This is a genomic window from Citrobacter telavivensis (assembly GCF_041807075.1).
In the GTDB taxonomy this organism is placed as follows: Bacteria; Pseudomonadota; Gammaproteobacteria; order Enterobacterales; family Enterobacteriaceae; genus Citrobacter_A; species Citrobacter_A telavivensis.
Window position 1 is genome coordinate 1,215,126 of record NZ_JBGUBF010000001.1, and the last position, 22,001, is coordinate 1,237,126.

Below are 22,001 nucleotides of genomic sequence, written 5' to 3' on the forward strand. Positions count from 1 at the left end.
CTGACCCGGCCTACGACGTCCTGTAGGCCGGATAAAACGCGCGAACGTTGCCATCCGGCATTAGCCTTGCAGTCGCTCAACTCTTGCCGGCAACCCCTGACGTACCGCGGAGCCGGATACCCAGTCCAGCCAGGTATTGCTCACTTTTCGTGTCGGATCGGCAAAGCCCAGATCGTTCAGGTTAATCCCCGACTTCACGTTCGCATCAAACGGTAGCGGTACACCGTCGAGCGTGTGCTGTGCGCCGCCCATCTCCCGATGTCCGTAGCCGTGCTCGATAGCAATGACCCCTGGCATTACGCCGTGCAGCAAACTGATTTGCGCTTCAACCTGCCCACCCGGCGTGGTGATCCGTACCGTGTCGCCATGTGCCAGCCCAAAACGCTGCCCGTCGTGTGGGTTCAGCGCGACCAGGTTGACCGGTTTGACGTGATGTAACCGCGGGATCACCGCCGATGCGCTGGCCATGGTATTGGACTTAAACGAGATAAGCCTGAGCGGCCACTGTGTTAGCGGGAACAGGTCGTCCACCGAACGCCCGTCAGACAGTCTTGCCGGATACCATGCCGGACAGCCGCTGTAGCGTTCGCCGGTGATCGCATGGCGGTGGGCGGCTACCTCGGCATTCCAGATTTGCAGCGGCTTTTCCCACGCGTTACCGACCCTGTTTTCGGCTCGCCCACTTTTATCTGACGCGAAACGTCCACCGCGTGAGTAGATAAATGCCACCCGACGGACTTCCTCCGCTTTCAGCGTCTGCTGAATGACGGGCATAATGCGGCTCACGCCCGTAAGGTCAATGTCTTCTGCCACCGCTTCGGCGACCGGGGCTTTTCCCATAAACGCGATATTGGCGGCAACACGCAGATAGTAGTCTTCCGCGCGATTGAGCGGATAGCGGTTTCCCTCACTGTCGGAAATCGCATTGTCGCCAAATCCCGGCAGATGCAATTTCTTTGCGACGGCAATGCAGAATGCCTCCATCGAAACGGGCTGACCGTCGGCGGTTGTGGCGGTGGCAGGGTCGACAATCGGCCAGCGTGCCGTGGTGGCTTTACTGGCGACGCCAGCCCACGGCGCGCTGAACCCCCAGCTTTCGAAGTTATGCGTGTCCGGCACGATGTAATCCGCAAGGGCGGTGGTCTCATTCATATAGGCGTCGATAGCAATAAACAGCGGTAATCGCGCCGGATCTTTCAGTTTTTCTTCGGCAACGGCGCGCAGACCGGGGATGCCATATAAGGGATTGGTCATGTTGGAGATCCACGCCTTGAGGGGGTACGGATACCCCTCCAGCGCGGAACTCAACAATTCGGTTAACTGACCGGCGACAAACGGATACCATGGCGCTTTGGCCGGGAAGGGAGAACGCCCGGCGGCGAGGTTGTCGCGATACTCTTCGGAGGATTCATACGCCGTTTTGCTTCGCGCGATGCTCAGCCCTTTGGGCTTCACTTTGCCCGGAAAATCCGCCATGTTGTAGCGCGGGCCGTCCGTTGCGCCGTTGAATTTCCCGCCGCCAACAAAGACGCCACCTTCCAGACTGAGGTTACCGATCAGCGCGTTCAGCATCATCACCGCCCACGCATTGTAAAAGCCATTTCCCGCCATCATCCCGCCGTGGGTGATGACCGCCGCTTTTCGTCCATGACGGGTAAAAGCGTCCGCCAGCGCGATGATTTTGTTCTCCGCAACGCCGCACAGTTGGCTGTACTGGGCAAGCGTCATTTTTTCCGCCGACTCTTTCAGACACTGGAAACTGCTTTTTACCGTCACGCTGCGTCCGTCGGCAAGCGTTACCTGACGCGTGACAAACAGCGTAGCGCGCAGGCAATCACGGGCGGGGACCAGTTCGTTGTTCTCATTCACGACCAGTGGGTCGCTGGCGGCGGCGGCGTCCAGATGGGCGCGCGTCAGGTGCTGTCCGGCCAGTTCGGGAAGATCGTCTGTGATCACCAGATGCGTGGCGTTGGTCCAGCTCTTCTCGTCCGCGTGCTGCATCGCCTGTACGTCGGGCTGCGCCAGATAATCGGCGTTGTAGCGTTGGTTTTCGATAATCCAGCGGATCATCGCCATCGCCAGCGCGGAGTCGCTGCCGGGGATCACCGGTAACCAGTGACCATGGTCGTCAGCCAGCACGGTGGTTAACGGCAGCGCCGGGGCGACGACCACATAGCTGAAGTCATCGCGCAGGCGTGCGCTGGAAAGCTGTCTGGCCTGGCGCTTAAATGGGTTGCCGGACTGGGCGGGTGACGTCCCCATAAACAGCGCGAACTCCACGTTATCCCAGTCGGGTTTCACGTGGGTGTTTTTATCAAGGTCGCCCATCAGCGCGCCGGAACCCGCGCGATAGGCCAGGCCACAATAGGATCCGTGCGCGCCAAAATTTTTGCTGCCAAAACTGTTGAGGGCAAAACGGCGCAAAAAGGTGTCTCGCCCATCGTCGCTGGTATTGGTGACCAGAAGTTGATTAGATTGAGGTCCGAATCCAGGGTGCTGCGGATCAATCGGCGTCGTTGGAGCGTAAATGGCGCGCAGGCCGTCGACGTGACCTTCGCCAAACAGATCGCCGCCGTCCACCACCTCATTGATCAGTTGTTCAAAGCTGATGCGCTGCCATTTGCCTTCACCGCGTTTGCCCACGCGCTTCATCGGCTCAAGAATGCGTAGCGGACTGTACAGTCCTTCCAGTTGTGTTGCGCCCCTGGCGCAGGCCGTCGAGCGGGCATCAAGACCGTTCTCGCCCGCCAGTTGCGCCATTGCCGTGCTGAAGGGGACCGACGCATCAACATGATGTTCATGAGAAAGGGGATGATACGGATTGCCGGCAATGCGCAGCGCCCGGTTGGTTTGCCGATCGACGCGCACCCTGATGCCACACTGTGTCCAGCAGCCGAAACACTGGGTCATGGCAATGGTTTGCTGCGTATTCTGCTGCCAGCGCGGGTGCGCGCTGGCTTCAGGGGTAAGCGCATTCCCCACGATACGATCGCGGGTGATTTTACCGGAGGTGCCGTTTTTTAAGCCATCAATGGCGCGCTTCGCCACGTCACGATAGCTGAGGGCGAACGTCGCCATACCACCAACGGCCAGGCCAACTTTGAGCCACTGACGACGGGTTAAATTAGCCATGTTGCAATCTCCTAGCGAGTCCGTTCACGCTCTCGCGAACAATAATAAGCAGTGCTACCCACAGGCCGAAGGTGCCGAGGATGGCAAGCCAGCCGTCGGTACCGGCGGGCAGGGTGTACGGGTTGAACTGGGCGTTGAATTTCGGCAGCGTCTGCCCCTGAATCAGCAGAGTCCAGCGCAGGAACCAGCACAGCGCCATCGCGCTCAGCGCCAGCAGGCTGCGCAGCGGTAATGACAGCGGACGACGCAGGGCAACAGCACTGAAAAGGAGTGAAACCAGCCAGAATGTCAGTAAGCCAAAGGCGTAATGGCGGGCCGTTGCAGAGATTGCCAGCCACTGACGGATTGCCGTACCGGAAAGCGTATTGCCGCTGCCCCAGAAAACGATGACGATTGCGAGGACGAGCAGCGTCAGCAGTTGTCCGAGGGCGAGCCGCTTTTGTGACAGGAAATCATCACGTATCCCGACGATTAACAGGGCCAGGAAGGTCTGTAGTGCGCTCAGGAACATCACCAGCACAAAGGCGTAGCTGAACCAGACAGGGCGAGCCTGAACCACGGACACTTCGCGTCCGGTATAAAGCAACAGTCCCGTCGCGGCGAGCGCGCTGGCAACGGCGAACCACTTCGTGACGGCGTAACTTTTTCCGGTAAGTTGTTTATAAACCTGCGCCATAAACCAGAGTCCGAGGAACGCGGTGAACAGCGGTAAAAACAGTGCGCCCCATGGCATCCACGACCACGGTGTAGGATACGCGTAAAAATGCCAGACGCGGGCCGTCTGGTGGAGATCGGCGGTCAGCGCCAGCGGGGCGGTAATGGCACAGGTCAGGGCAATCAGCAGCGTCAGGCTTTCCAGCGTCGGATTGGCCTTTTTACGCCAGTGCAGCACGCAACCAAACAGCGCCCCACAGGCGGCAATGCCGATAAAAAAGAAGTACTGTACCGCCCAGGGAAGCCAGCTCACCGCCTGTGGACGGGCCAGCACTTCTTCAATGATTAAGGGGTGCATCATCATACCTCCTGCCAGAGCGCGGGTTGCGCGCGACCCATCAACGGGGTAACAAACGCCTCATCCAGCCCCAGATAGAAAACATGGGGTGCGGTGTCATTTTCCGGTTTCAGTACGTTGATGGCGTCGTGATGGGTGCGGATCAATTGCGAAATCCGGCTTTGCGGATCGCGGATGTCGCCGATGATGCGCGCGCCGCCCACGCAGGACTCCACGCAGGCGGGGAGAAGCCCGGCCTCCAGACGGTGGACGCAAAACGTACATTTATCGGCGGTCTGTGTTTCATGATTGATAAAGCGCGCATCGTAGGGGCAGGCCTGCACGCAGTAGGCGCAACCGACGCAGCGGGTGTTATCGACCACGACGATGCCGTCCTCGCGTTGAAATGTGGCCTGTACCGGGCAAACCGGTACGCAGGGCGGATTGTCGCAGTGGTTACACAGACGCGGTAGCAGCACGTTGGTCACTTCATCCGCCACCTGGACCTGATACTGATTCACATGGGTACGGAATTCACCCTGTGGCGTCTGGTTTTCAATCGCACAGCTGACGGTGCAGGCCTGACAGCCGATACAGCGGCGCAGATCGACAAGCATCGCGTAACGCTGCTGTGTGGAACCGCCGTGGCGTTCAGGTGAAAAAGGAAACTTTGCCTGCGCCAGCGGAACCAGCGACGCGCCTGCGGTCAGGACGCCCAGTTGCTGGAGAAACTGCCGTTTACTGCTGTCCATTTTTTCTCCCGTCTCAAGGCAACAACGAAACATTTGTCACGCCGTTGGTTTGCGTGTGATGAATAAAGAATGTCGATGATTTACAGTGTAAAAATCGGGGTGGGGCCGCTCTATTGTGGTTAACCACATACCCGGCGGGTTGTTGATCTAAAACAACATAATCAACAGGGATAATGGCGTGAGACGTAAAACGGTGAAGGGGCTGACGCTACTGGCGTCGGCCTTAATGTTCAGTGGCGCTGCGCTGGCGGGCTCCTGGAATATCGGGATCCTGGCGATGCGTGGAGACGTCTCCACCCGCAGTCACTGGCAGCCGCTGGAAACCCTGCTTAACCAACAGCTTCCCGGAGAACAGTTCCACATCCTGCCGCTGGATCTGCACCAGATGCAGGCGGCGGTGAACAACGGAAGCGTACAATTTGTGGTGACCAACCCGGCGCAGTTTGTGCAGTTGAACAGTCGTTCGCCGCTGCGCTGGCTGGCGTCTTTACGCTCCGCACGTGGAACGGGCAACGTCATTGGCAGTGCGATCCTTACCCGGCGCGACAGCGGTATCACCGGCGCGCACGATTTGATCGGTAAAACGGTGGGGGCCATCGATCCCCAGGCGTTCGGCGGCTACCTGCTGGGATATAAAGCGCTGAGCGACGCCGGTCTGCGCCCCGAGCGCGACCTCAACCTGCGTTTTACCGGTTTTCCGGCCGATGCGCTTCTCTACTTACTCCGTGAAAAAGCGGTACAGGCCGTGATTGTCCCGGTCTGCCTGCTGGAAAAAATGGACGAAGAGGGACTGGTTGATAAAGCCGACTACGTCGCGGTGCTCAACCGTCCCGGAGACATCGCCTGTTTAGCCAGCACGCCGCTCTATCCCGACTGGTCATTCGCCGCGTTGCCTGCGGTGAGCGATGCGCTGGCCGATCGCGTCACCCGCGCGCTGCTGGCGGCGCCAGACACCGCGGCGTTTCACTGGGGAGCGCCGGCGTCGACCAGTCAGGTGGAGTCGTTGCTGCGCGACGTACAGCAGCATCCGCAGCAGCGGCGTTTGTGGCTGGATGTGAAAAGCTGGCTGATACAGCATCAGTGGCTGATGGGCGGGACAGCGCTTACCCTGTTGTTGCTGACCCTGAACTACATCTGGGTCATGCTGCTGGTACGTCGTCGGGGTAAACAGCTTGAACGCAACGGCGTCCAGCTGCGCCAGCAGGAACTGGCGCTGGAAACAGCCAGGCAAATGAGCGTCCTCGGCGAAATGACCTCCGGGTTTGCGCACGAACTGAATCAACCGCTTTCGGCAATCCGCCATTATGCACAGGGCTGCCTGATTCGCCTGCAGTCGCAGGATCCGGCGCATGCGTTATTGCCAGCGCTGGAGCATATCGATCAACAGGCGCAGCGCGGGGCAGATACGCTGCGTAATCTGCGGCGCTGGGTGAGTCAGGCCCAGGGAAGCCCGACCCGCACGGAAGAATGGGAGGACATCAGCATTCATGAGGCGGTTCATCATGTCTGGCAGTTGTTGCGTATGGCGCAGCAGTTTCCGAGGTTAACCTTACACAGCAGTATCGATCGCGCACTGACGATTTCGTTACCGCCGGTGTTGCTGGAGCAGGTATTGGCCAATCTGATCCTCAATGCGGCGCAGGCGGGGGCCACCGCGCTGTGGATTAATGCTTCATATTTGCCACATGGCGTGCGCGTGACGTTGCAGGATAATGGCGGCGGCATTGACGATGCCTTGCTGCATCAGGTCTTTCAGCCCTTTATGACCAGCCGGAAAGAGGGCATGGGACTGGGGTTAGTTATCTGCCAACGGCTGGTGCGTTACGGTCAGGGGGAGATCGGTCTGTGCAATCAGACCGCGCCTGACGGACTGCCCGGCGTGGCGGTGAGACTGGATTTTACACAACGGGAGGAAAAGGGCGGCAATGGCAATGATTCATTTACTGGATGATGATGTGGCGGTCACCGATGCCTGCGCCTTTCTACTGGAGAGCCTGGGCTACCCGGTCACGTGCTGGGAAGAAGGGGCTGTTTTTCTTGAACAGGCTGATTTGTACCAGACGGGCGTGCTGCTTCTGGACATGCGGATGCCGACAATGGACGGCAAGAACGTCCATGAGGCCTTGCGTCAGCGCGAAAGTACGCTGGCCGTGGTGTTTCTCACCGGGCATGGCGATGTACCGATGGCCGTCGAACAGATGAAACACGGCGCGGTAGATTTCCTGCAAAAGCCGGTCAGTGTAAAACCGCTGCAAACGGCGCTGGAGCATGCGCTGGTGGTTTCCGCGCAGTCCGTTGCCCGGCAACAGATCGCCATCTGCTACCGGGCGCTCACGGCCAAAGAACGAGAGTTGGCCGGGTTAGTCGTTAAGGGACTGATGAACCGCGAGATAGCGCAGGTGATGAACATCGCGGTACGCACGGTGGAGGTACATCGCGCCAGAGTGATGGAAAAGATGCAGGCGGCAAATCTGGCGGAACTGGTCAACAAATGGCAGCGGTTAAAAGAAACGCAAGGCGTTGAATAGTACCGTGGGTTATTTCTTTGATTTTCTTTGTTTTTTGTCATCCCATTCAGAGTGATATATGCTGTTTATCTGGACCTGCAATGAGAGACAATAATGGGAAACCTGACAAAAGACGATGAACTGTACCGTGAGATGTGCAGAGTGGTTGGCAAAGTGGTGCTGGAAATGCGCGATCTGGGACAAGAGCCCAAACATATCGTGATAGCCGGGGTATTACGAACCGCGCTGGCAAACCAGCGTATTCAGCGTAGCGACCTCGAAAAGCGGGCGATGGTCACGGCGATCAACGCGCTGGCCGGCTAACCACAACGAGGGATGAACTCATCCCTTATTTCCCGTCACGAGAAAATGTCCGACAGAACGTTTATTCTGGTGAAAGAGAAAATTCATGGAAAATTCGTTATATTATTAAATATATTACGCGTGTTTTTTAATTTATATATGGGAACAGTTTCACATTTATTTGTAATCTGACGGAACAGTGTTTCACCGGTCTTTATGATAATAAATATCACTACGCTTTTAATATTTCTCTTCCCCTTTATTAATTGATGACGATCAAAGTCATGCCCACCAATAACTCCCATTATTTAATTCGCCTAACCCTAAAGGATTAGTTTATTTGCGTTAAATTGCGTTATTTATGCAATCCGGTTACGGCAAAACTTCAGCTGTGGGAGGCAACATCAGAGGCTCTGTTTCAGCATAATTAGCATCGGCCTGGGACGTGTTGTCAGCACTGCGTTTGCGAAGAGGATGCAAAATAAATGAACCAGGTTGATCGTCCATTATTAGATACTGGCTTGACGCGGCTGGAATTCCTGCGCATATCGGGAAAAGGCCTGGCTGGGTTAACCATCGCGCCCGCGTTACTGTCGCTTTTTGGCTGTAAGCAAGAAGATATCGATAGCGGCACCGTGGGGTTGATTTCGACACCAAAAGGGGTGTTAGTGACCCAACGCGCTCGCTGCACCGGTTGTCATCGCTGTGAAATTTCCTGTACCAATTACAATGATGGCGCTGTCGGCACCTTCTTTTCCCGCATTAAAATTCACCGTCATTTCTTCTTTGGCGACAAGGGTATAGGTTCAGGCGGCGGTCTGTATGGCGATCTGAATTATACCCCGGACACCTGTCGTCAGTGTAAAGATCCGCAGTGCATGAAGGTCTGTCCGATTGGGGCGATTACCTGGAATCAGGAAGACGGTTGCATTGCTGTCGATCACCGACGCTGTATCGGTTGCAGCGCCTGTACCACCGCGTGTCCCTGGATGATGGCCACCGTCAATACTGAAACGAAGAAATCGGCAAAATGCGTTTTATGCGGTGAGTGCGCCAGTGCCTGCCCGACCGGGGCATTAAAAATCATCGAGTGGAAAGATATTACTGTTTGAGTCTTGCAAAGGAAAACATTATGGCTAACGGTTGGACAGGTAATATTTTACGGGTCAATCTTACAACAGGCGATATTACCCTTGAAGATTCCAGTAAATTTAAAAAATTTGTCGGTGGTATGGGGTTCGGCTACAAAATTATGTACGACGAAGTTCCTGCCGGCACGAAACCCTTTGATGAAGGCAATAAATTAGTTTTTGCGACGGGACCGCTTACTGGATCCGGTGCCCCCTGTAGCTCTCGCGTTAATATCACGTCGCTCTCCACATTTACAAAAGGCAATCTGGTTGTCGATGCACATATGGGCGGCTTTTTCGCGGCGCAAATGAAATTCGCGGGTTATGACGCCATCATTATTGAAGGCAAGGCGGCATCCCCCGTCTGGCTGAATATTAAAGACGACAAGGTCACTCTCGAAAAAGCCGATTTCCTGTGGGGAAAAGGCACCCGTGCGACCACGGAAGAAATTTGCCGGATGACCTCGCCGGAAACCTGCGTGGCGGCGATTGGTCAGGCGGGTGAAAACCTCGTGCCGCTCTCCTGTATGCTCAACAGCCGCAACCACAGCGGCGGCGCAGGGACAGGCGCGGTGATGGGCGCCAAGAAACTGAAAGCGATTGCCGTGGAAGGAACAAAAGGCGTCAATATTGCCGACCGCAAAGAGATGAAGCGGTTGAATGATTACATGATGACGGAGCTGATTGGGGCGAATAACAACCATGTGGTGCCCAGTACTCCGCAGGCGTGGGCGGAATATTCCTCTCCCGCGTCGCGCTGGACGGCGCGCAAAGGACTGTTCTGGGGCGCGGCAGAAGGTGGGCCGATAGAGACCGGCGAGATCCCGCCGGGTAATCAGAACACCGTTGGTTTCCGGACCTACAAGTCGGTTTTTGACTTAGGGCCGGCGGCGGAAAAATACACGGTTAAAATGAGCGGCTGCCATTCTTGCCCGATTCGCTGCATGACGCAGATGAACATTCCTCGCGTGAAGGATTTTGGCGTGCCGAGCACTGGCGGGAATACATGCGTGGCGAACTTTGTCCATACCACCATTTTTCCAAACGGCCCGAAAGACTTTGAAGACAAAGACGATGGCCGCGTCATCGGTAACCTGGTGGGGCTGAATCTGTTTGACGACTACGGCATCTGGTGTAACTACGGGCAGTTGCACCGCGACTTTACGTATTGCTACAGCAAAGGGGTGTTCAAGCGCGTCCTGCCGGCAGAAGAATACGCCCAGATCCGCTGGGATCAACTGGAAGCGGGCGATCCTAATTTCATCAAGGATTTCTACTATCGTCTGGCGCATCGCGTCGGTGAACTTAGCCATCTGGCGGATGGCTCTTACGCCATTGCCGAACGCTGGCAACTGGGTGATGAATACTGGGCGTATGAAAAAAACAAACTGTGGTCGCCGTTTGGATTTCCGGTTCACCACGCCAACGAAGCCTCGGCGCAGGTTGGGGCCATCACCAACTGTATGTTCAACCGCGACTGTATGACCCACACCCACATCAATTTCATCGGCTCGGGTTTGCCTCTGAAACTCCAGCGGGAAGTGGCGGCTGAACTGTTTGGCTCGCCAGACGCCTACGATGAAACCAAAAATTACACACCGATCAACGCGGCAAAAATCAAATATGCCAAATGGACGCTGCTCAAAGTGTGCCTGCATAACGCCGTCACGCTGTGTAACTGGGTCTGGCCGATGACCGTGTCGCCGCTGAAAAGCCGCAACTATCGCGGCGATCTGGATCTGGAAGCGAAGTTCTTCCAGGCCGTGACCGGTGATGAAACCACTCAGGCTAGCCTCGATTTAGCCGCAGAACGCATCTTTACTCTGCATCGCGCCTACACGGTGAAGCTGATGCAGACCAACGATATGCGTAATGCGCACGACCAGATCTGCTCGTGGGTGTTTGATAAGGATCCGAAGATTCCGGTCTTTAGCGAAGGCACCGACAAGATGGACCGCGACGACATGCGTGAATCCCTGACGCTGTTCTATAAAGAGATGGGCTGGCACCCGGAGTTGGGCTGCCCGACGCGTGAGACGTTGCATCGACTCGGCCTGGAGGACGTCGCCGACGACCTGGCCGCGCAGAATCTGTTGCCGGCATAAGGAACATCACATGAGCCATCCAGAGGATGTGAGTCAACCTGTTGCGCCGGATGTGGATCTTGAAAAGCGACAGTGGCTGCAGGGGCGACGTGAGCAGGTCGCCGACGCTGATGAACAGGCGGTGCCAGAAAGTCCCGCGGAGATCGTAGCGGATTTTATCCGCCAGTCTTCGGCGAACGGCCAGCTTGTCGCGCGCGAACTGTTCTTGCTGCCGCCGTACTCGGTGGAAGAGGCAGAGCTCGTACCGCTACTGGAAACGCTCAGAGAGGGGCTTGCCGGGGATGATATCGCCTGGGTGCAGGGCTCTCAGGATGACTATTACTACTCAACTCAGACCATGACCGCCAACTATGCTGACATGTGCGTTCAGGTGGTGGAAAAGGATATCTGTCGGGCAATCGCACAGGCGGTGCGCTTTGACTGCCAGACCTATCCGCGTCCGTACAAGATAGCCATGCTGGAACAATCGCCTTATGGTTTCGAACCACAGCAGATACAAGCCGCGCTGGCCGCGATTGAAACGCATCCCGACTATGCCGATATCCGCACGGTCGCGTCATCAAACGACGTGCCGTACTTATTCAGCGAACGCTTTATGAGTTACGGCAAAGCATACGGTTTATGCGAATGGCTGGAAGTTGAGCAGTTTCAGAATCCCTGACTTTATGGAAAGCGTGGACGAGCGCGACCACAGCATTAGAGGATAACAAGATGTCCTTCACTCGACGAAAATTTGTGCTTGGCATGGGAACCGTCATTTTCTTCAGCGGACCCGGCCAGACGCTGCTGGCGAAGACAACGGCTGGCAGTCCCGTTCGTTACGTCATGATTCATGATGAATCACGATGCAACGGCTGTAACCTGTGTACCCGCGCCTGTCGCAAAACGAATAATGTTCCTGCGCAGGGAAGTCGCTTGTCTATCGCGCATATTCCCGTTTCAGATAATGACAACGAGACGCTGTATCACTACTTCCGTCAGTCCTGTCAGCACTGCGACGATGCGCCCTGCATTGAGGTTTGCCCGACCGGCGCGTCGTGGCGCGATAAGGACGGGATTGTTCGTGTCGATAGTTCGCGCTGTATTGGCTGCAGTTACTGCATTGGCGCGTGTCCTTATCAGGTGCGTTACCTTAATCCAATCACCAAAGTGGCGGACAAATGCGATTTTTGCGCCCAGTCACGGCTGGCCAAAGGTTTTCCGCCTATCTGTGTCACGTCCTGCCCGGAGCATGCGCTGCTGTTTGGTCGCGAGGACAGCCCGGACATTCAGCGCTGGCTACAGGAAAATAATTACTACCAATATCAACTTCCGGGCGCGGGTAAGCCCCATCTGTATCGTCGGTTCGGTCAACATTTGATTAAAAAGGATAATGTATGAACGCGTCGCAGAATGCTGAACAGTTTCAGGCCCAACTGGCAAACTATGTGCCGGTGTTTTCCCCTGAGTATTGGCCCGTCTGGCTGGTGATGGCCGGACTTCTGCTGGTGGCGATGTGGCTGGTGCTGGGGTTGCACGCCTGGCTTCGTTTTCGTGCGGCCAACAAGGCTGCTGCCGGGCATGGCGAGAAGGTTTATCTGTACTCACGGGCGGTTCGGCTGTGGCACTGGTCGAATGCACTGTTGTTTATACTCCTGCTCGGTAGCGGACTCATCAATCACTTTTCGTTGGTCAGCCCAGCGGCGATCAAAAGCTTGCTGACGGTTCATGAAGTCTGCGGATTTCTGCTGCTGGCGTGTTGGGTTGGTTTCGTTCTGATCAATGCGTTGGGGGGGAACGGCCACCATTACCTTATTCGTCCCCAGGGCTGGATGGCGCGGGCGATGAAACAGACCCGTTTCTACCTCTACGGCATTATGCAGGGTGAAGCGCATCCGTTCCCGGCCACGCCGCGCTCGAAGTTTAATCCGTTACAGCAGGCGGCCTATGTCGGCGTAATGTACGGATTGTTGCCGCTGCTGCTGCTGAGTGGGTTATTGGCGCTCTATCCGCAGGTCGTGGGAGAACCGTTCCCCGGCGTACGCTACTGGTTGTTACAGGCGCACTTCGCACTGGCTGTCATCAGCCTGTTCTTTATTTTTGGTCACCTCTACCTGTGCACCACGGGCCGTACGCCCGGCGAGACGTTCCGCTGCATGGTCGATGGCTATCACCGGCATTAACCGATGCTGATCACGCGAGAGGATTTGCGCAGTTGGCGGGTTGGTGCGGTGATGTACCGCTGGTTTCTGCGCCGTTTTCCCAAGGGCGGTAACTACGCCGATGTGCACCGGGCGTTGAGTCGCGAAGGGTATCTCGATTGGGCGAACAGTCTGGTGGAATACGCCTGGTCGCGCTGGCTGGATGAAGAAAATTTTGCCCGCCAGGATATCTCCGCCATGTCGCGGCTGGCAAAACCTGATGCCTCAGTGGGCGACTGGCAGGTGGCAAACGCCGGTGATAACGCGAATCTGGGCTGTGCTGGCGATAATATGAAGATCGCCAGCGCAGGCTATGCGTCACAAATTGCCAGTGCAGGCTACTGCGTGCGCATTGGCAGCGTTGGCTATAACAGTCATATCAGCAGTTCAGGAGATCGCGCGAGGCTTGCCGCCGCAGGAAACTCGACGCGCATTAGCAGTGCCGGAAATGGAACGCGGATCGCCAGCAGCGGTATGCGCGTGCGGGTGAGCACCCTGGGTGAGCGAAGCCATGTCGCCAGTAACGGCGACCTGAGCCAGATTGTGAGCTTTGGCGCAGACGCTAAAATCGCCAACAGCGGTGACAACGTACATATCATCTGCAACGGCGACAACGCGATCGTTGCCAGTACGGGGGTTGTTGACTCCGTAGTGCTGGGGCCGGGTGGCTGTGCGGCGCTGGCCTATCACGACGGTGAACGCATGCGCTTTGCCGTTGCGGTTGAAGGTGAAGAGGGGATCCGCGCCGGCGTGAAGTACCGACTCGACGACGCGCACCAGTTTGTAGAATGCTGACGGGTTAGCGCAGAACAAATCGTCGCCGGGTCGCTTTCTCCAGGCCGTAGCAAAGCAGATAGTAAACCAGCCCTGTAAAGATGAAGATAGCCGCCGGATAAATCTGTTCCCGGCTGTTAACCTGTCCTGCCACCGTTGTCAGCTCCGGCACGTTGACAATAAATGCCAGCGATGTGTCCTTCAGCAGACCAATGCAAATCCCGGTCAGGGAGGGCAGGACATGACGTAACACCTGCGGTAGCAGAACCCCTCTTAGTGCCTGAACAGGACTGAAACCCTGGGATACGGCAGCATCGTACTGTCCGTCAGGCAGCGCGTTGAGTCCGGCGTACACCGAATGCATAACTGACGCGGCGGTAAACCAGGCCAGCGCCAGCGTCACGGTTGTCGCGCCGGGCAGATCGCTGCCGGTAAGCATGGGCAACAGATACCACATCCAGAAAATGACGAAGATCAGCGGGATCCCGCGAATGAGCTCTGCCCAGACGAACAATCCTTTACGGATGATGCCCGGAAAACGCCAGGCGATAGCGGCAAGGGCAATACCGCCAGGCAAGGCCAGTACCGCCGCACCCAGCGCCATCATCAGGGTCAACAGCACGCCGCCGGGTTGACCATCGGCCAGTCGTCCCCACAGGAGGTAATCCAGGTTGTCGGTTATCACGGCAATATTAGCGATCATGCTGTGGACTCCTGAAACGTAACCGGCGGGTTTGTGTCTTTTTCTCCTGCCGGGGGGCGGGGCCCAGACGGGTCAGCAGCAGGCCGAGAGCCACACCGGTGAACAGATAAAGCCCCGTACCTACGGCAAAGGCTTCCAGCGCATGGGCGTTATAGCTTTCAATCTGGCGAACCTGGTAGGTGAGTTCCGCAAAGCCAATGCCGCTGGCTAATGACGACAGTTTCATCAGGTTGAGATATTGCCCTATCACCGGTTGCCAGGCATTGGTTAGCCCCTGCGGTAACAGGATATAGCGGAAGGTCAACCACGAGGAGAACCCCTGCGAGACAGCGGCTTCGCGCTGTCCGGCTGAGACAGCCTGTAACCCAGAGGCGATCTCCTCGACCAGGAACGCCGAGGTAAACACGCCGAGTCCCCAAGCCGAGCAGAGAAACTCGGGCGTCAACCACCAGACGTTGCCGGGCAGGATTGACCCGCTATGTTCTGCGTTTACAAAATCAACAAACCCGCGAGGAAGCAGGTTCCAGCCAGCGAAGTACCAGAACAGCAGTTGTACCAGCAGCGGGGTGTTTCGAAACAGCGATACCCAGCCGGCTACTACGCGGCGACCAGTAATATGGCCGGAAAGACGAAGGGCCAACAGAATAATCGCCAGCAGCGTGGCGAGAAGAATTCCTGCGGCGCTGACCCACAGCGTGGTGAGAAATCCGGAGAGGATCCATTGCAGGGGAAGGCCGGTGAGCACTCCCTGCCAGTCCATTGACGGCATTATCGCGATGACTCCTGATGCAGCGGATCCAGCACCTTTTGCAGAAAGCGCTGAGTCCGCGGGTGCTGTGGTCGGGTAAAAAAGTCGTCCGGTGGCGCGACTTCGAGAATATCGCCGCCGTCGATAAACACGACCCGGTCAGCAATTTCGCGAGCAAAATGCATCTCGTGAGTGACCACAATCATCGTAATACCGCTGTGCGCCAGGCGTTTCATCACAAGCAAAACCTCACCGATCATTTCCGGATCGAGCGCGGAGGTGGGTTCATCAAACAGGATGATTTGCGGTGAGGAGGCCAGCGCGCGGGCGATCGCCACCCGCTGCTGTTGACCGCCGGAAAGCTGTGCCGGATAAGCATTGGCTTTCTCTTCCAGCCCGACCTGCTCCAGCAAGGCAAAGGCGCGCTGTGTGGCGTCGGCTTTATTCCAGCCGTGGACGTACTCCAGTGCGAGGGTGATATTCTGCTGTGCCGTCAGGTGTGCATACAGATTGAACTGCTGGAAAACAAAGCCTATACGGCTGCGCAAGTGGCGCAGCGCGGCCCCCTTGAGCCGACCGACAGACTTGTCATCAATAAGGATGTCGCCACCACTTAGTGATTCCAGTTGGTTGATCAGGCGAATCAGGGTTGATTTTCCCGATCCCGAAGGGCCAAGAATGGTCACGACTTCGCCAGGTTCAACGGTGAGATTAATACCGTTGAGTACCCGGTGATCGCCGTACGCTTTCACCACATCGCGTAATTCAACCCGCGCCTGGTGTAACTGGCTGAAATCCGCAGCCTGGGCTGCGGAAGGGGTGAATAAACCCGCCAGCATCTTATCTGGCCTCAATTTTAAAGGCGCGCGGCTGCGGATTTTTCGTTTCCGGGCCAAACCAGACGTCATAAATTTTGCTTGCCTGTCCGCTGGATTCGAGCCTCAGCAATTCATCGTTAACCGCCTTCAGCAATGCCGTTTCGCCTTTCTTCACGCCCACGCCGATCTCCTCTTTGCTGAGTAAATCGGGCAGGATTTTAAACTGTGCTTTGTCCGGTGCGCCGCCAAGCAAGCCTGCCAGGATAGTGGAGTCCTGCGTGATGGCCTGCACGTTGCCGTTACGCAGTGCGGTTAACGCCAGCGGAATATCGTCGTAAGCCAGAACGCGGGATTGCGGGAATCGCTGATGCAACGCCTGCTCACCGGTGGTTCCCTTCACCGCACCGATGCGCGCACGGCTGTATTCATCAAGCTTATCGGGTGACGAGACCGGTACCAGGAACTGCTGTCCGGTGACAAAGTAGGGGACAGAAAAGTCGATTACCTGGGCGCGCTCGGGGGTGATCGTAATATCGGCGACGATCAGGTCAGCTTTGCCCGATTGCAGCAGCGGGATACGGTTGGCGGGGTTAGTGGCGACCAGTTCCAGTTTCACACCCAGTGACTTCGCCAGCGCCTGAGCAAAATCGACATCGTACCCGACAATCTGATGCGTTTTCGGGTCAACGGAGCCAAACGGCGGGTTGGCGTCAAACGTCGCGACTTTGACCACGCCCGCGGCTTTGATGTCGGCGAGTTGGTTGGCCTGCGCCTGGGCGCTGATGAAGCTTGTGGCGAGCATGACGCCGAGCGCGAGGATCGTTTTTTTTGAGCTGTGCATTTTCGTTGCCATCATTTTCTTTGATATCCCTGGAGTTATTGGTTTGTCCTTTTACGCTCCCACAACCCAAACCCAGGACAAAAGAAGAAAAAGGACTTATTTATATGCAAAAAGTTATTAGTGAACAGCATGTTAACGAAGCGTTGCTAACGAACAAAAACAGATAACGGTGAGCAAAATTCGTATTTCATTTTTCACGCCGTTTGCGTTGCAATGAAAAGTATCTGACAAGCAAAGGAGCGGGAGATGGAGAAGATAAAAATGCGGATAGCGCGTCTTTGGGCGCACGGTGTTATCACGCCTGACCCGACCCGACAACCTGGTGCGGAGGTCAATCTGCAGCGCGTTGTGGAGTCTATTCTTCCTGTCGCCAGCCTGTACGGCGTGGACATTGCTAACATTGACCCGGAGTGGTTTCGTGATCAAACAACACGCTGAACATCGTCGGATGCGCGAGGTGTACTGGAATGAAATCTGCAATTACCGTGGAAATGCTGAGGGGAGTAAACCGCTTACAGGCCTGCCGCGCGGAAATGCGCGGCAGGTTGAACTAAATTAGATTTTGCACGCGTCGCCGCAGTCATCATCGGCAATCACCGATTCTGCTTTTTTGTCCGCATCTTCCAGACGTTCCGCGTTACGCTCTTGTGCTTCTTCCAGCCCGTTAAAGACCAGATTATCGAGATCAATTTCCATCGTTCACCCTTCTTATCTCATTTTTGACATCACACGAGTATAGGGCAAATTTGACGCCGGATGCATCCACAATGTGTGCTGCATTACCGATCGTAAAGGGATAAACGCCTGCGCAGGCGGGATGCCGGTTTCGACACTGCCCTGGCCATCGCGTCGCCAATTTCCTGACAGGCGACTAACCCCTGGATAAAGGGCCGATCATGCATCAAATAGGGCAATGCGCCGAAGGCAATTCTCCCGCGAACATGCTCCGGTGCCTGAAGCGTATAGTCTTCGCCAACCTCTGGAATCGTCTCACCACACGACAGTAATTGCCTGCGTAATCGCGGGAACGGTAAATCCGCTGTCTTCAGGGGCCTTTGGCCTCGCGCATCGATGAATACGTCAAACGTCAGGCGATCGTTGTGTGTCGTAATCTCGGTACGATCCGCCTTTATCTCCTTCCCGTAGTCCTGTCCCAGCGTGAGAATGCGCAGAATACCGGCTGCGTGCAACGCCAGCATACGGCGAATGGACTCTGACGGGATCGCTGCATAATTATCAATAAACACGCGGGCGAGCCCCGCGCTGAACCGTTTGCTATCTTTTTCATCCAGATGGGCAACGATTTCCTGAACCCGCTCATGTAAACGCAGCAGGGTGTAGCGCCAGGCAACGGTGCGCTTGTCACGCTTGTTGGCCTCGACCTCTTTCAAATTTGCTGCCGCCCATTCGAATGGATCGCTGTGCATTCTGTCGGCAAACAACGCCACGGGGAAGCTATCGGCATCCAACGAGGAGAGCGATATTTGCTCAGCCCATTTCGGATCGGCTAACGCGAGTTCCTGTTGCATGAGTCTAAAAACGCGATCGAGGAGTCCGACTGAACCGGCATCGATTTCGCGCGTGATGGCCTCCCCGGTAACGTACTCTACGGGTTCATAGGGAATGGGGCAGTAGAAGTCGGCTTCCGGCAAAATGCCGGAACGGGACATCAGCGTGATCTCCAGCGCTTCACTGTGTTTATTCAGCGAGAAATGGACCTGATTTTCATCCGTTTCGTGAAACGTTCCGTGTTGTACCGCCACTGCCATTGCGGCATCCAGGGCGCTCAGCGAGGTCCCCAGAATACCCACTCTGGCGGCGGGCACATCGGCCTCCATCAAGCCGGACCAGGGGCTGGGATAAAATGCGCGCGTTGATTCGTCATCGTCCGGCCAGACGTGTCCAGTGGCGATCACCGCGAGGTCGACTTGCAGCGGCTCCGTGTGCCGTTCAGTCCAGAGTTGTACACCAGTGGGATTGGCTGCCACATCCGTGACTTCACAGGACTCATACAATGTGACCCTAAAACCACGATCTTCTGCGTGGCGAACGGCGAGCAAAAACTGCGCGCGGAAATAGTCGCCCAGTAAAATACGTGGCAGAAACTGACGCTGGTGCAGTGCTTCCTTGTTAACGCCATAGTGCGCAAGATACTGTGCGTCCTGGGTCTGCAGCCACTCAAGCCAGGTGTCAAAAAGCGGGGGGACCTCGATACTGGCAATATTTGCCAACATCATTGGGGTATTTTCAGAATGGCCATAAGGCATTCCAATTCCTGCCTCACTCCCGCGTTCAAAGACGGCGATCTCCAGCGGCTGCTCCTCTTTGAGTAATGAGAAAAAGGTATAAACCCCTGTCGGACCCGCCCCGATAATCGCGATTTTTTTCATATTCCTGTCCGTCCCATTATTCTTATTTCGCCACTGACACGCCTGATACATCAGGTAAGTGTAGATGAGTAAGGTTCGGCTGTTCCGGTCTGGAAGAGCATTGCGTCCCTGACTGGCAGCATCCTCTGCCATACTTACCGTGGTTTTAGGCCTGGTCAGGAGTGAAGATGATAACGCTGTGCAAAGCCTGTGGTACTTCGTATGACGACAGTCAGCGCCCCGTCGAGCGCTGCAAAATTTGTCAGGATGAGCGGCAATATGTGCCGGTCACCGGGCAGGCGTGGATCGATTCTGACGAACTGACGCGTAGCCATACCAACAAGTGGCAGCAACATACGCCGCAGTTGTTAAGCCTGATAACCGTTCCTTCTTTTGCGATAAACCAGCGGGCGTTTCTGCTCAGAACGCCGGTGGGAAATGTCCTCTGGGATTGTATTGCGAATCTGGATCCGGCAACCCGAACGCTCATCCATGCATTGGGCGGATTAAGCGCCATCGCGATCTCTCATCCTCACTACTACACCACGATGCAGGACTGGGCGGAGGCGTTTGACGCTCCCGTCTGGCTCCATGCCGCTGACAGTGCCTGGATCATGCGAGACAGTCCCTGGATTCGCCAGTGGGAAGGAGAGGAACACAGTTTGCTTCCCGGCATCACGTTGTTGCGTCTGGGCGGCCATTTTGCCGGTGGAACCGTTCTGTACCAGGACGAGGGGGAAGGGACTATCCTCTGCGGGGATATCCTGCAGGTCACCCCCGGCGCCGACGCGGTATCATTTATGTGGAGTTATCCCAACATGCTACCCTTATCGTCTGATACAGTGGCAGGCATTATGCGTCGGCTCGAAGGTGTGAAATTCGCCAGTTTGTACGGCGCGTTTGAAGGACTGAATATTGTTGGCGATGCCCACGAGATCGTGCAACGTTCGGGCGCAAAATATCTCTCCTGCCTGACGTCTCGTTGAATTAATTGAGGGGAGACGCCCCCTCATCAATATCCGTTAGTCGATTTTTGCCTTATTGATTTTGCTTAGCGGGATATTCACATCAAAAATTTTGGCAATCACTTCCTCAACGCCGAGATTTTTTAAGCGCGCGGTATGTTTGTCCAGATAGGCCAGCGCGGTCTCTTCATTTTCGAAAAGATAAATCCCTCCCGCTTCCTGATTTTGCTCGCTTTCTGTCCACACTTTCCACAAAAAACCCGGTTCCTGATTAATTGACTCCGCCAGACCACGCAGTTGGTCTGCCATTTCTTGTCCAAACGGTCCATGAAACGCGAAGTGAAGCTGTAATAATTTAGGCATAATCCTTCTCCCTCTCAATACTCAACGATTAATTGTGTCATGGATTGTACCAGATTCAGGGGGAACAATAATGTCGACACATTTTCTCTGACCGGAATATTATTTTGCGATCACCTCAACGGGTGAAAGATTCACGCTTAGATCATGGATAACGCTTAGTCCCGATACGTTTAAACCCGCTATTCTCACAAAAGCAACTGAATCACGTGATATTCCTTCATTATTCGTCACGAGGCCACGATGCGAGCACGTATTATTTTTCCTGTCAGCGCATTTTTATTGCTAAATCCCACGACTGAATTACGGGCCGCGCCGAGTGCCATTGTCCCTGTGCAGACGGGCGTCGCCACGGCGATTGCCCGCGCGCCCTGTATTCTGCCGCCGGAGGCTTCTCCTGTCGGTAAGATAGCCGTGGAAAAGGACGGGGAGCTGTACGTTGCCAGTATCATCGTACCCGCGGCACAGCAGGTTCCTTTCCTGGTGACGATTGATACCGGAGAAACCAACCTCGTTCCTTGTCCAGGGGACAAACCGTTGCAGATACAGGTCATTCCGCAACAACAGACCCAGATCTCATCAGCCTCTGTCCAGCAGGCCTTCGTGGTGTTGATGGCGGCCTTTGTGCTGGCGCTGCTGATGGAAAGCGCCTTCGCGCTACTGTTTAACTGGCGTCTTTTTCAGGCCGTTGTGGTGGGACGCGCCTGGCGTACCCCCATTATGCTGGTGGGCTCCTGGCTTGTCGTCAGCTCGTTTAAGCTCGATCTGATGGCTGAATTATTTTCCGCCTACCGTGGATTCACGGTGTCCGGGGGCGTGTTTACCGAGATACTCACCGCGATGATCGTTAGCGGTGGCAGCGTAGGGGTAAACAAAATCCTGACAGGGCTTGGCTTTCGCTCCGCGATACCCCGCCAGGATCCGAATACCGAACGGGATTCACTGGCACAAAATGAAGCCTGGGTTTCGCTGGATATTTCGGCGGTTCTGCCAGGACGGCGTCTGAGTGTTGAAATGCTGGAAGACGTTGCGCCTGTGGGGACAGCACCGACCCTGGCGATTTTTACGCCACCGGGAGAGGGGCGGTTAAAGGCAATAATGTTTCCGTCGCGCGCTCGTCTTCCCGCCAGCGGCGGTATGCGCGTCACTGCACTGGACAAACTGTACTACTTCGCCATTCGCGATCTCAACAGCAACCAGCTTTATGACGTGAACGGCAATAAGATCCCCGATATCAGGCGCTCGGCGCCTTACTGTTTTGCCGCAAGGGCGATTGTGGATTTCTCAGTCGTTAAACTGCAGCCGTAATATCGGAGCGCTGAA

The 22,001-nt window shown here is 55.8% G+C and carries 22 protein-coding genes; 12 read left to right on the forward strand and 10 right to left on the reverse strand.

Annotated features, from left to right (window positions below):
• Positions 1 to 60: 60 nt before the first annotated feature.
• From ttrA to ttrB, 3 genes are read right to left on the reverse strand one after another with little or no spacing between them, the layout of a single operon-like run.
• On the reverse strand, positions 61 to 3,132 hold the full coding sequence (ttrA, locus tag ACERJC_RS05835; RefSeq protein WP_373671239.1) for a tetrathionate reductase subunit TtrA: 3,072 nt from the start codon (positions 3,130 to 3,132) through the stop codon (positions 61 to 63).
• Positions 3,125 to 4,147, reverse strand: a complete 1,023-nt coding sequence (ttrC, locus tag ACERJC_RS05840; RefSeq protein WP_373671240.1) for a tetrathionate reductase subunit TtrC — start codon at positions 4,145 to 4,147, stop codon at positions 3,125 to 3,127. Before ttrC ends, ttrA begins: the two co-directional genes overlap by 8 nt.
• Positions 4,147 to 4,875: a tetrathionate reductase subunit TtrB gene (gene ttrB / locus ACERJC_RS05845; protein ID WP_373671241.1), complete on the reverse strand. Its 729-nt coding sequence runs from the start codon at positions 4,873 to 4,875 to the stop codon at positions 4,147 to 4,149. The genes ttrC and ttrB overlap by 1 nt, the downstream gene beginning before the upstream one ends.
• Before the next feature lie 178 nt (positions 4,876 to 5,053).
• Here ttrB and ttrS point away from each other — a divergent pair, with 178 nt between their 5' ends.
• The 9 genes from ttrS to ydhT all read left to right on the forward strand — a co-directional run bounded on the left by ttrS (position 5,054) and on the right by ydhT (position 13,895).
• A complete protein-coding gene (gene ttrS, locus ACERJC_RS05850) occupies positions 5,054 to 6,826 on the forward strand; it encodes a tetrathionate respiration histidine kinase TtrS (RefSeq protein ID WP_373671242.1) in 1,773 nt (590 codons plus the stop codon).
• Positions 6,801 to 7,403 (forward strand): tetrathionate respiration response regulator TtrR, encoded by a 603-nt coding sequence (gene ttrR, locus ACERJC_RS05855; protein ID WP_373671243.1) that lies wholly within the window; start codon positions 6,801 to 6,803, stop codon positions 7,401 to 7,403. Before ttrS ends, ttrR begins: the two co-directional genes overlap by 26 nt.
• Positions 7,404 to 7,496: 93 nt before the next feature.
• On the forward strand, positions 7,497 to 7,706 hold the full coding sequence (gene fumD, locus ACERJC_RS05860; protein WP_178823322.1) for a fumarate hydratase FumD: 210 nt from the start codon (positions 7,497 to 7,499) through the stop codon (positions 7,704 to 7,706).
• 464 nt (positions 7,707 to 8,170) lie between these two features.
• Positions 8,171 to 8,797, forward strand: coding sequence for a ferredoxin-like protein (locus ACERJC_RS05865; protein ID WP_042319271.1), 627 nt, complete (start codon positions 8,171 to 8,173; stop codon positions 8,795 to 8,797).
• 20 nt (positions 8,798 to 8,817) lie between these two features.
• Entirely contained in the window at positions 8,818 to 10,920 is a 2,103-nt protein-coding gene (locus tag ACERJC_RS05870; protein ID WP_286633180.1) for an aldehyde ferredoxin oxidoreductase, read from the forward strand.
• Between the two features lie 10 nt (positions 10,921 to 10,930).
• On the forward strand, positions 10,931 to 11,581 hold the full coding sequence (locus tag ACERJC_RS05875; RefSeq protein WP_373671244.1) for a YdhW family putative oxidoreductase system protein: 651 nt from the start codon (positions 10,931 to 10,933) through the stop codon (positions 11,579 to 11,581).
• Positions 11,582 to 11,631: 50 nt separating this feature from the next.
• Positions 11,632 to 12,300, forward strand: a complete 669-nt coding sequence (locus tag ACERJC_RS05880) for a 4Fe-4S dicluster domain-containing protein (RefSeq protein ID WP_373671245.1) — start codon at positions 11,632 to 11,634, stop codon at positions 12,298 to 12,300.
• Complete coding sequence (gene phsC, locus ACERJC_RS05885) at positions 12,297 to 13,082, forward strand: thiosulfate reductase cytochrome B subunit (RefSeq protein WP_373671246.1); 786 nt, start codon at positions 12,297 to 12,299, stop codon at positions 13,080 to 13,082. Before ACERJC_RS05880 ends, phsC begins: the two co-directional genes overlap by 4 nt.
• Before the next feature lie 3 nt (positions 13,083 to 13,085).
• On the forward strand, positions 13,086 to 13,895 hold the full coding sequence (gene ydhT, locus ACERJC_RS05890; RefSeq protein ID WP_373671247.1) for a protein YdhT: 810 nt from the start codon (positions 13,086 to 13,088) through the stop codon (positions 13,893 to 13,895).
• A gap of 4 nt (positions 13,896 to 13,899) precedes the next feature.
• On the opposite strand, the gene ACERJC_RS05895 is transcribed toward ydhT, so the two are convergent.
• Genes ACERJC_RS05895 through ACERJC_RS05910 form a run of 4 tightly spaced genes read right to left on the reverse strand, consistent with a single transcriptional unit; the run spans position 13,900 to position 16,999 of the window.
• Positions 13,900 to 14,577 (reverse strand): amino acid ABC transporter permease, encoded by a 678-nt coding sequence (locus ACERJC_RS05895; protein ID WP_152404859.1) that lies wholly within the window; start codon positions 14,575 to 14,577, stop codon positions 13,900 to 13,902.
• On the reverse strand, positions 14,567 to 15,349 hold the full coding sequence (locus ACERJC_RS05900) for an amino acid ABC transporter permease (protein WP_373671681.1): 783 nt from the start codon (positions 15,347 to 15,349) through the stop codon (positions 14,567 to 14,569). The genes ACERJC_RS05895 and ACERJC_RS05900 overlap by 11 nt, the downstream gene beginning before the upstream one ends.
• Positions 15,346 to 16,164 (reverse strand): amino acid ABC transporter ATP-binding protein, encoded by an 819-nt coding sequence (locus ACERJC_RS05905; protein ID WP_373671248.1) that lies wholly within the window; start codon positions 16,162 to 16,164, stop codon positions 15,346 to 15,348. Before ACERJC_RS05905 ends, ACERJC_RS05900 begins: the two co-directional genes overlap by 4 nt.
• Before the next feature lies 1 nt (position 16,165).
• The gene (locus ACERJC_RS05910) at positions 16,166 to 16,999 is read right to left on the reverse strand and encodes an ABC transporter substrate-binding protein (RefSeq protein ID WP_373671249.1); all 834 of its coding nucleotides are present in this window, start codon (positions 16,997 to 16,999) and stop codon (positions 16,166 to 16,168) included.
• 231 nt (positions 17,000 to 17,230) lie between these two features.
• Between ACERJC_RS05910 and ACERJC_RS05915 the strand changes: the two genes are divergently transcribed.
• A complete protein-coding gene (locus tag ACERJC_RS05915; RefSeq protein WP_152404855.1) occupies positions 17,231 to 17,422 on the forward strand; it encodes a hypothetical protein in 192 nt (63 codons plus the stop codon).
• A 117-nt stretch (positions 17,423 to 17,539) separates the two neighbouring features.
• Here the strand turns inward: ACERJC_RS05915 and ACERJC_RS05920 are convergent, their stop codons facing one another.
• Positions 17,540 to 17,680 carry a hypothetical protein gene (locus ACERJC_RS05920; RefSeq protein WP_152404854.1) on the reverse strand — a complete coding sequence of 47 codons (141 nt, stop codon included), beginning with the start codon at positions 17,678 to 17,680 and terminating at the stop codon, positions 17,540 to 17,542.
• A gap of 83 nt (positions 17,681 to 17,763) precedes the next feature.
• Entirely contained in the window at positions 17,764 to 19,374 is a 1,611-nt protein-coding gene (locus ACERJC_RS05925; RefSeq protein ID WP_373671250.1) for an FAD-NAD(P)-binding protein, read from the reverse strand.
• Positions 19,375 to 19,541: 167 nt separating this feature from the next.
• Between ACERJC_RS05925 and ACERJC_RS05930 the strand changes: the two genes are divergently transcribed.
• Positions 19,542 to 20,339 carry an MBL fold metallo-hydrolase gene (locus tag ACERJC_RS05930; protein ID WP_373671251.1) on the forward strand — a complete coding sequence of 266 codons (798 nt, stop codon included), beginning with the start codon at positions 19,542 to 19,544 and terminating at the stop codon, positions 20,337 to 20,339.
• Between the two features lie 36 nt (positions 20,340 to 20,375).
• Here the strand turns inward: ACERJC_RS05930 and ACERJC_RS05935 are convergent, their stop codons facing one another.
• Positions 20,376 to 20,681 carry a monooxygenase gene (locus tag ACERJC_RS05935; RefSeq protein ID WP_152404851.1) on the reverse strand — a complete coding sequence of 102 codons (306 nt, stop codon included), beginning with the start codon at positions 20,679 to 20,681 and terminating at the stop codon, positions 20,376 to 20,378.
• 240 nt (positions 20,682 to 20,921) lie between these two features.
• On the opposite strand from ACERJC_RS05935, the gene ACERJC_RS05940 reads away from it, so the two are divergent.
• A complete protein-coding gene (locus tag ACERJC_RS05940; protein WP_373671252.1) occupies positions 20,922 to 21,986 on the forward strand; it encodes a hypothetical protein in 1,065 nt (354 codons plus the stop codon).
• Positions 21,987 to 22,001 lie beyond the last annotated feature (15 nt).

What these genes read in the sequence shown, in the direction of transcription:
- ACERJC_RS05875 (WP_373671244.1), top strand. Translation starts at nt 10,931, where the DNA reads ATGAGCCATCCAGAGGATGTGAGTCAACCTGTTGCGCCGGATGTGGAT.
- ACERJC_RS05935 (WP_152404851.1), bottom strand. Translation starts at nt 20,681, where the DNA reads ATGCCTAAATTATTACAGCTTCACTTCGCGTTTCATGGACCGTTTGGA.
- ttrA (WP_373671239.1), bottom strand. Translation starts at nt 3,132, where the DNA reads ATGGCTAATTTAACCCGTCGTCAGTGGCTCAAAGTTGGCCTGGCCGTT.
- ACERJC_RS05920 (WP_152404854.1), bottom strand. Translation starts at nt 17,680, where the DNA reads ATGGAAATTGATCTCGATAATCTGGTCTTTAACGGGCTGGAAGAAGCA.
- ACERJC_RS05895 (WP_152404859.1), bottom strand. Translation starts at nt 14,577, where the DNA reads ATGATCGCTAATATTGCCGTGATAACCGACAACCTGGATTACCTCCTG.
- ACERJC_RS05865 (WP_042319271.1), top strand. Translation starts at nt 8,171, where the DNA reads ATGAACCAGGTTGATCGTCCATTATTAGATACTGGCTTGACGCGGCTG.
- ttrB (WP_373671241.1), bottom strand. Translation starts at nt 4,875, where the DNA reads ATGGACAGCAGTAAACGGCAGTTTCTCCAGCAACTGGGCGTCCTGACC.
- ACERJC_RS05905 (WP_373671248.1), bottom strand. Translation starts at nt 16,164, where the DNA reads ATGCTGGCGGGTTTATTCACCCCTTCCGCAGCCCAGGCTGCGGATTTC.
- ACERJC_RS05930 (WP_373671251.1), top strand. Translation starts at nt 19,542, where the DNA reads ATGATAACGCTGTGCAAAGCCTGTGGTACTTCGTATGACGACAGTCAG.
- ACERJC_RS05870 (WP_286633180.1), top strand. Translation starts at nt 8,818, where the DNA reads ATGGCTAACGGTTGGACAGGTAATATTTTACGGGTCAATCTTACAACA.
- ACERJC_RS05910 (WP_373671249.1), bottom strand. Translation starts at nt 16,999, where the DNA reads ATGATGGCAACGAAAATGCACAGCTCAAAAAAAACGATCCTCGCGCTC.
- ttrR (WP_373671243.1), top strand. Translation starts at nt 6,801, where the DNA reads ATGGCAATGATTCATTTACTGGATGATGATGTGGCGGTCACCGATGCC.
- phsC (WP_373671246.1), top strand. Translation starts at nt 12,297, where the DNA reads ATGAACGCGTCGCAGAATGCTGAACAGTTTCAGGCCCAACTGGCAAAC.
- ACERJC_RS05940 (WP_373671252.1), top strand. Translation starts at nt 20,922, where the DNA reads ATGCGAGCACGTATTATTTTTCCTGTCAGCGCATTTTTATTGCTAAAT.
- ttrC (WP_373671240.1), bottom strand. Translation starts at nt 4,147, where the DNA reads ATGATGCACCCCTTAATCATTGAAGAAGTGCTGGCCCGTCCACAGGCG.
- ydhT (WP_373671247.1), top strand. Translation starts at nt 13,086, where the DNA reads ATGCTGATCACGCGAGAGGATTTGCGCAGTTGGCGGGTTGGTGCGGTG.
- fumD (WP_178823322.1), top strand. Translation starts at nt 7,497, where the DNA reads ATGGGAAACCTGACAAAAGACGATGAACTGTACCGTGAGATGTGCAGA.
- ACERJC_RS05880 (WP_373671245.1), top strand. Translation starts at nt 11,632, where the DNA reads ATGTCCTTCACTCGACGAAAATTTGTGCTTGGCATGGGAACCGTCATT.
- ACERJC_RS05925 (WP_373671250.1), bottom strand. Translation starts at nt 19,374, where the DNA reads ATGAAAAAAATCGCGATTATCGGGGCGGGTCCGACAGGGGTTTATACC.
- ACERJC_RS05915 (WP_152404855.1), top strand. Translation starts at nt 17,231, where the DNA reads ATGGAGAAGATAAAAATGCGGATAGCGCGTCTTTGGGCGCACGGTGTT.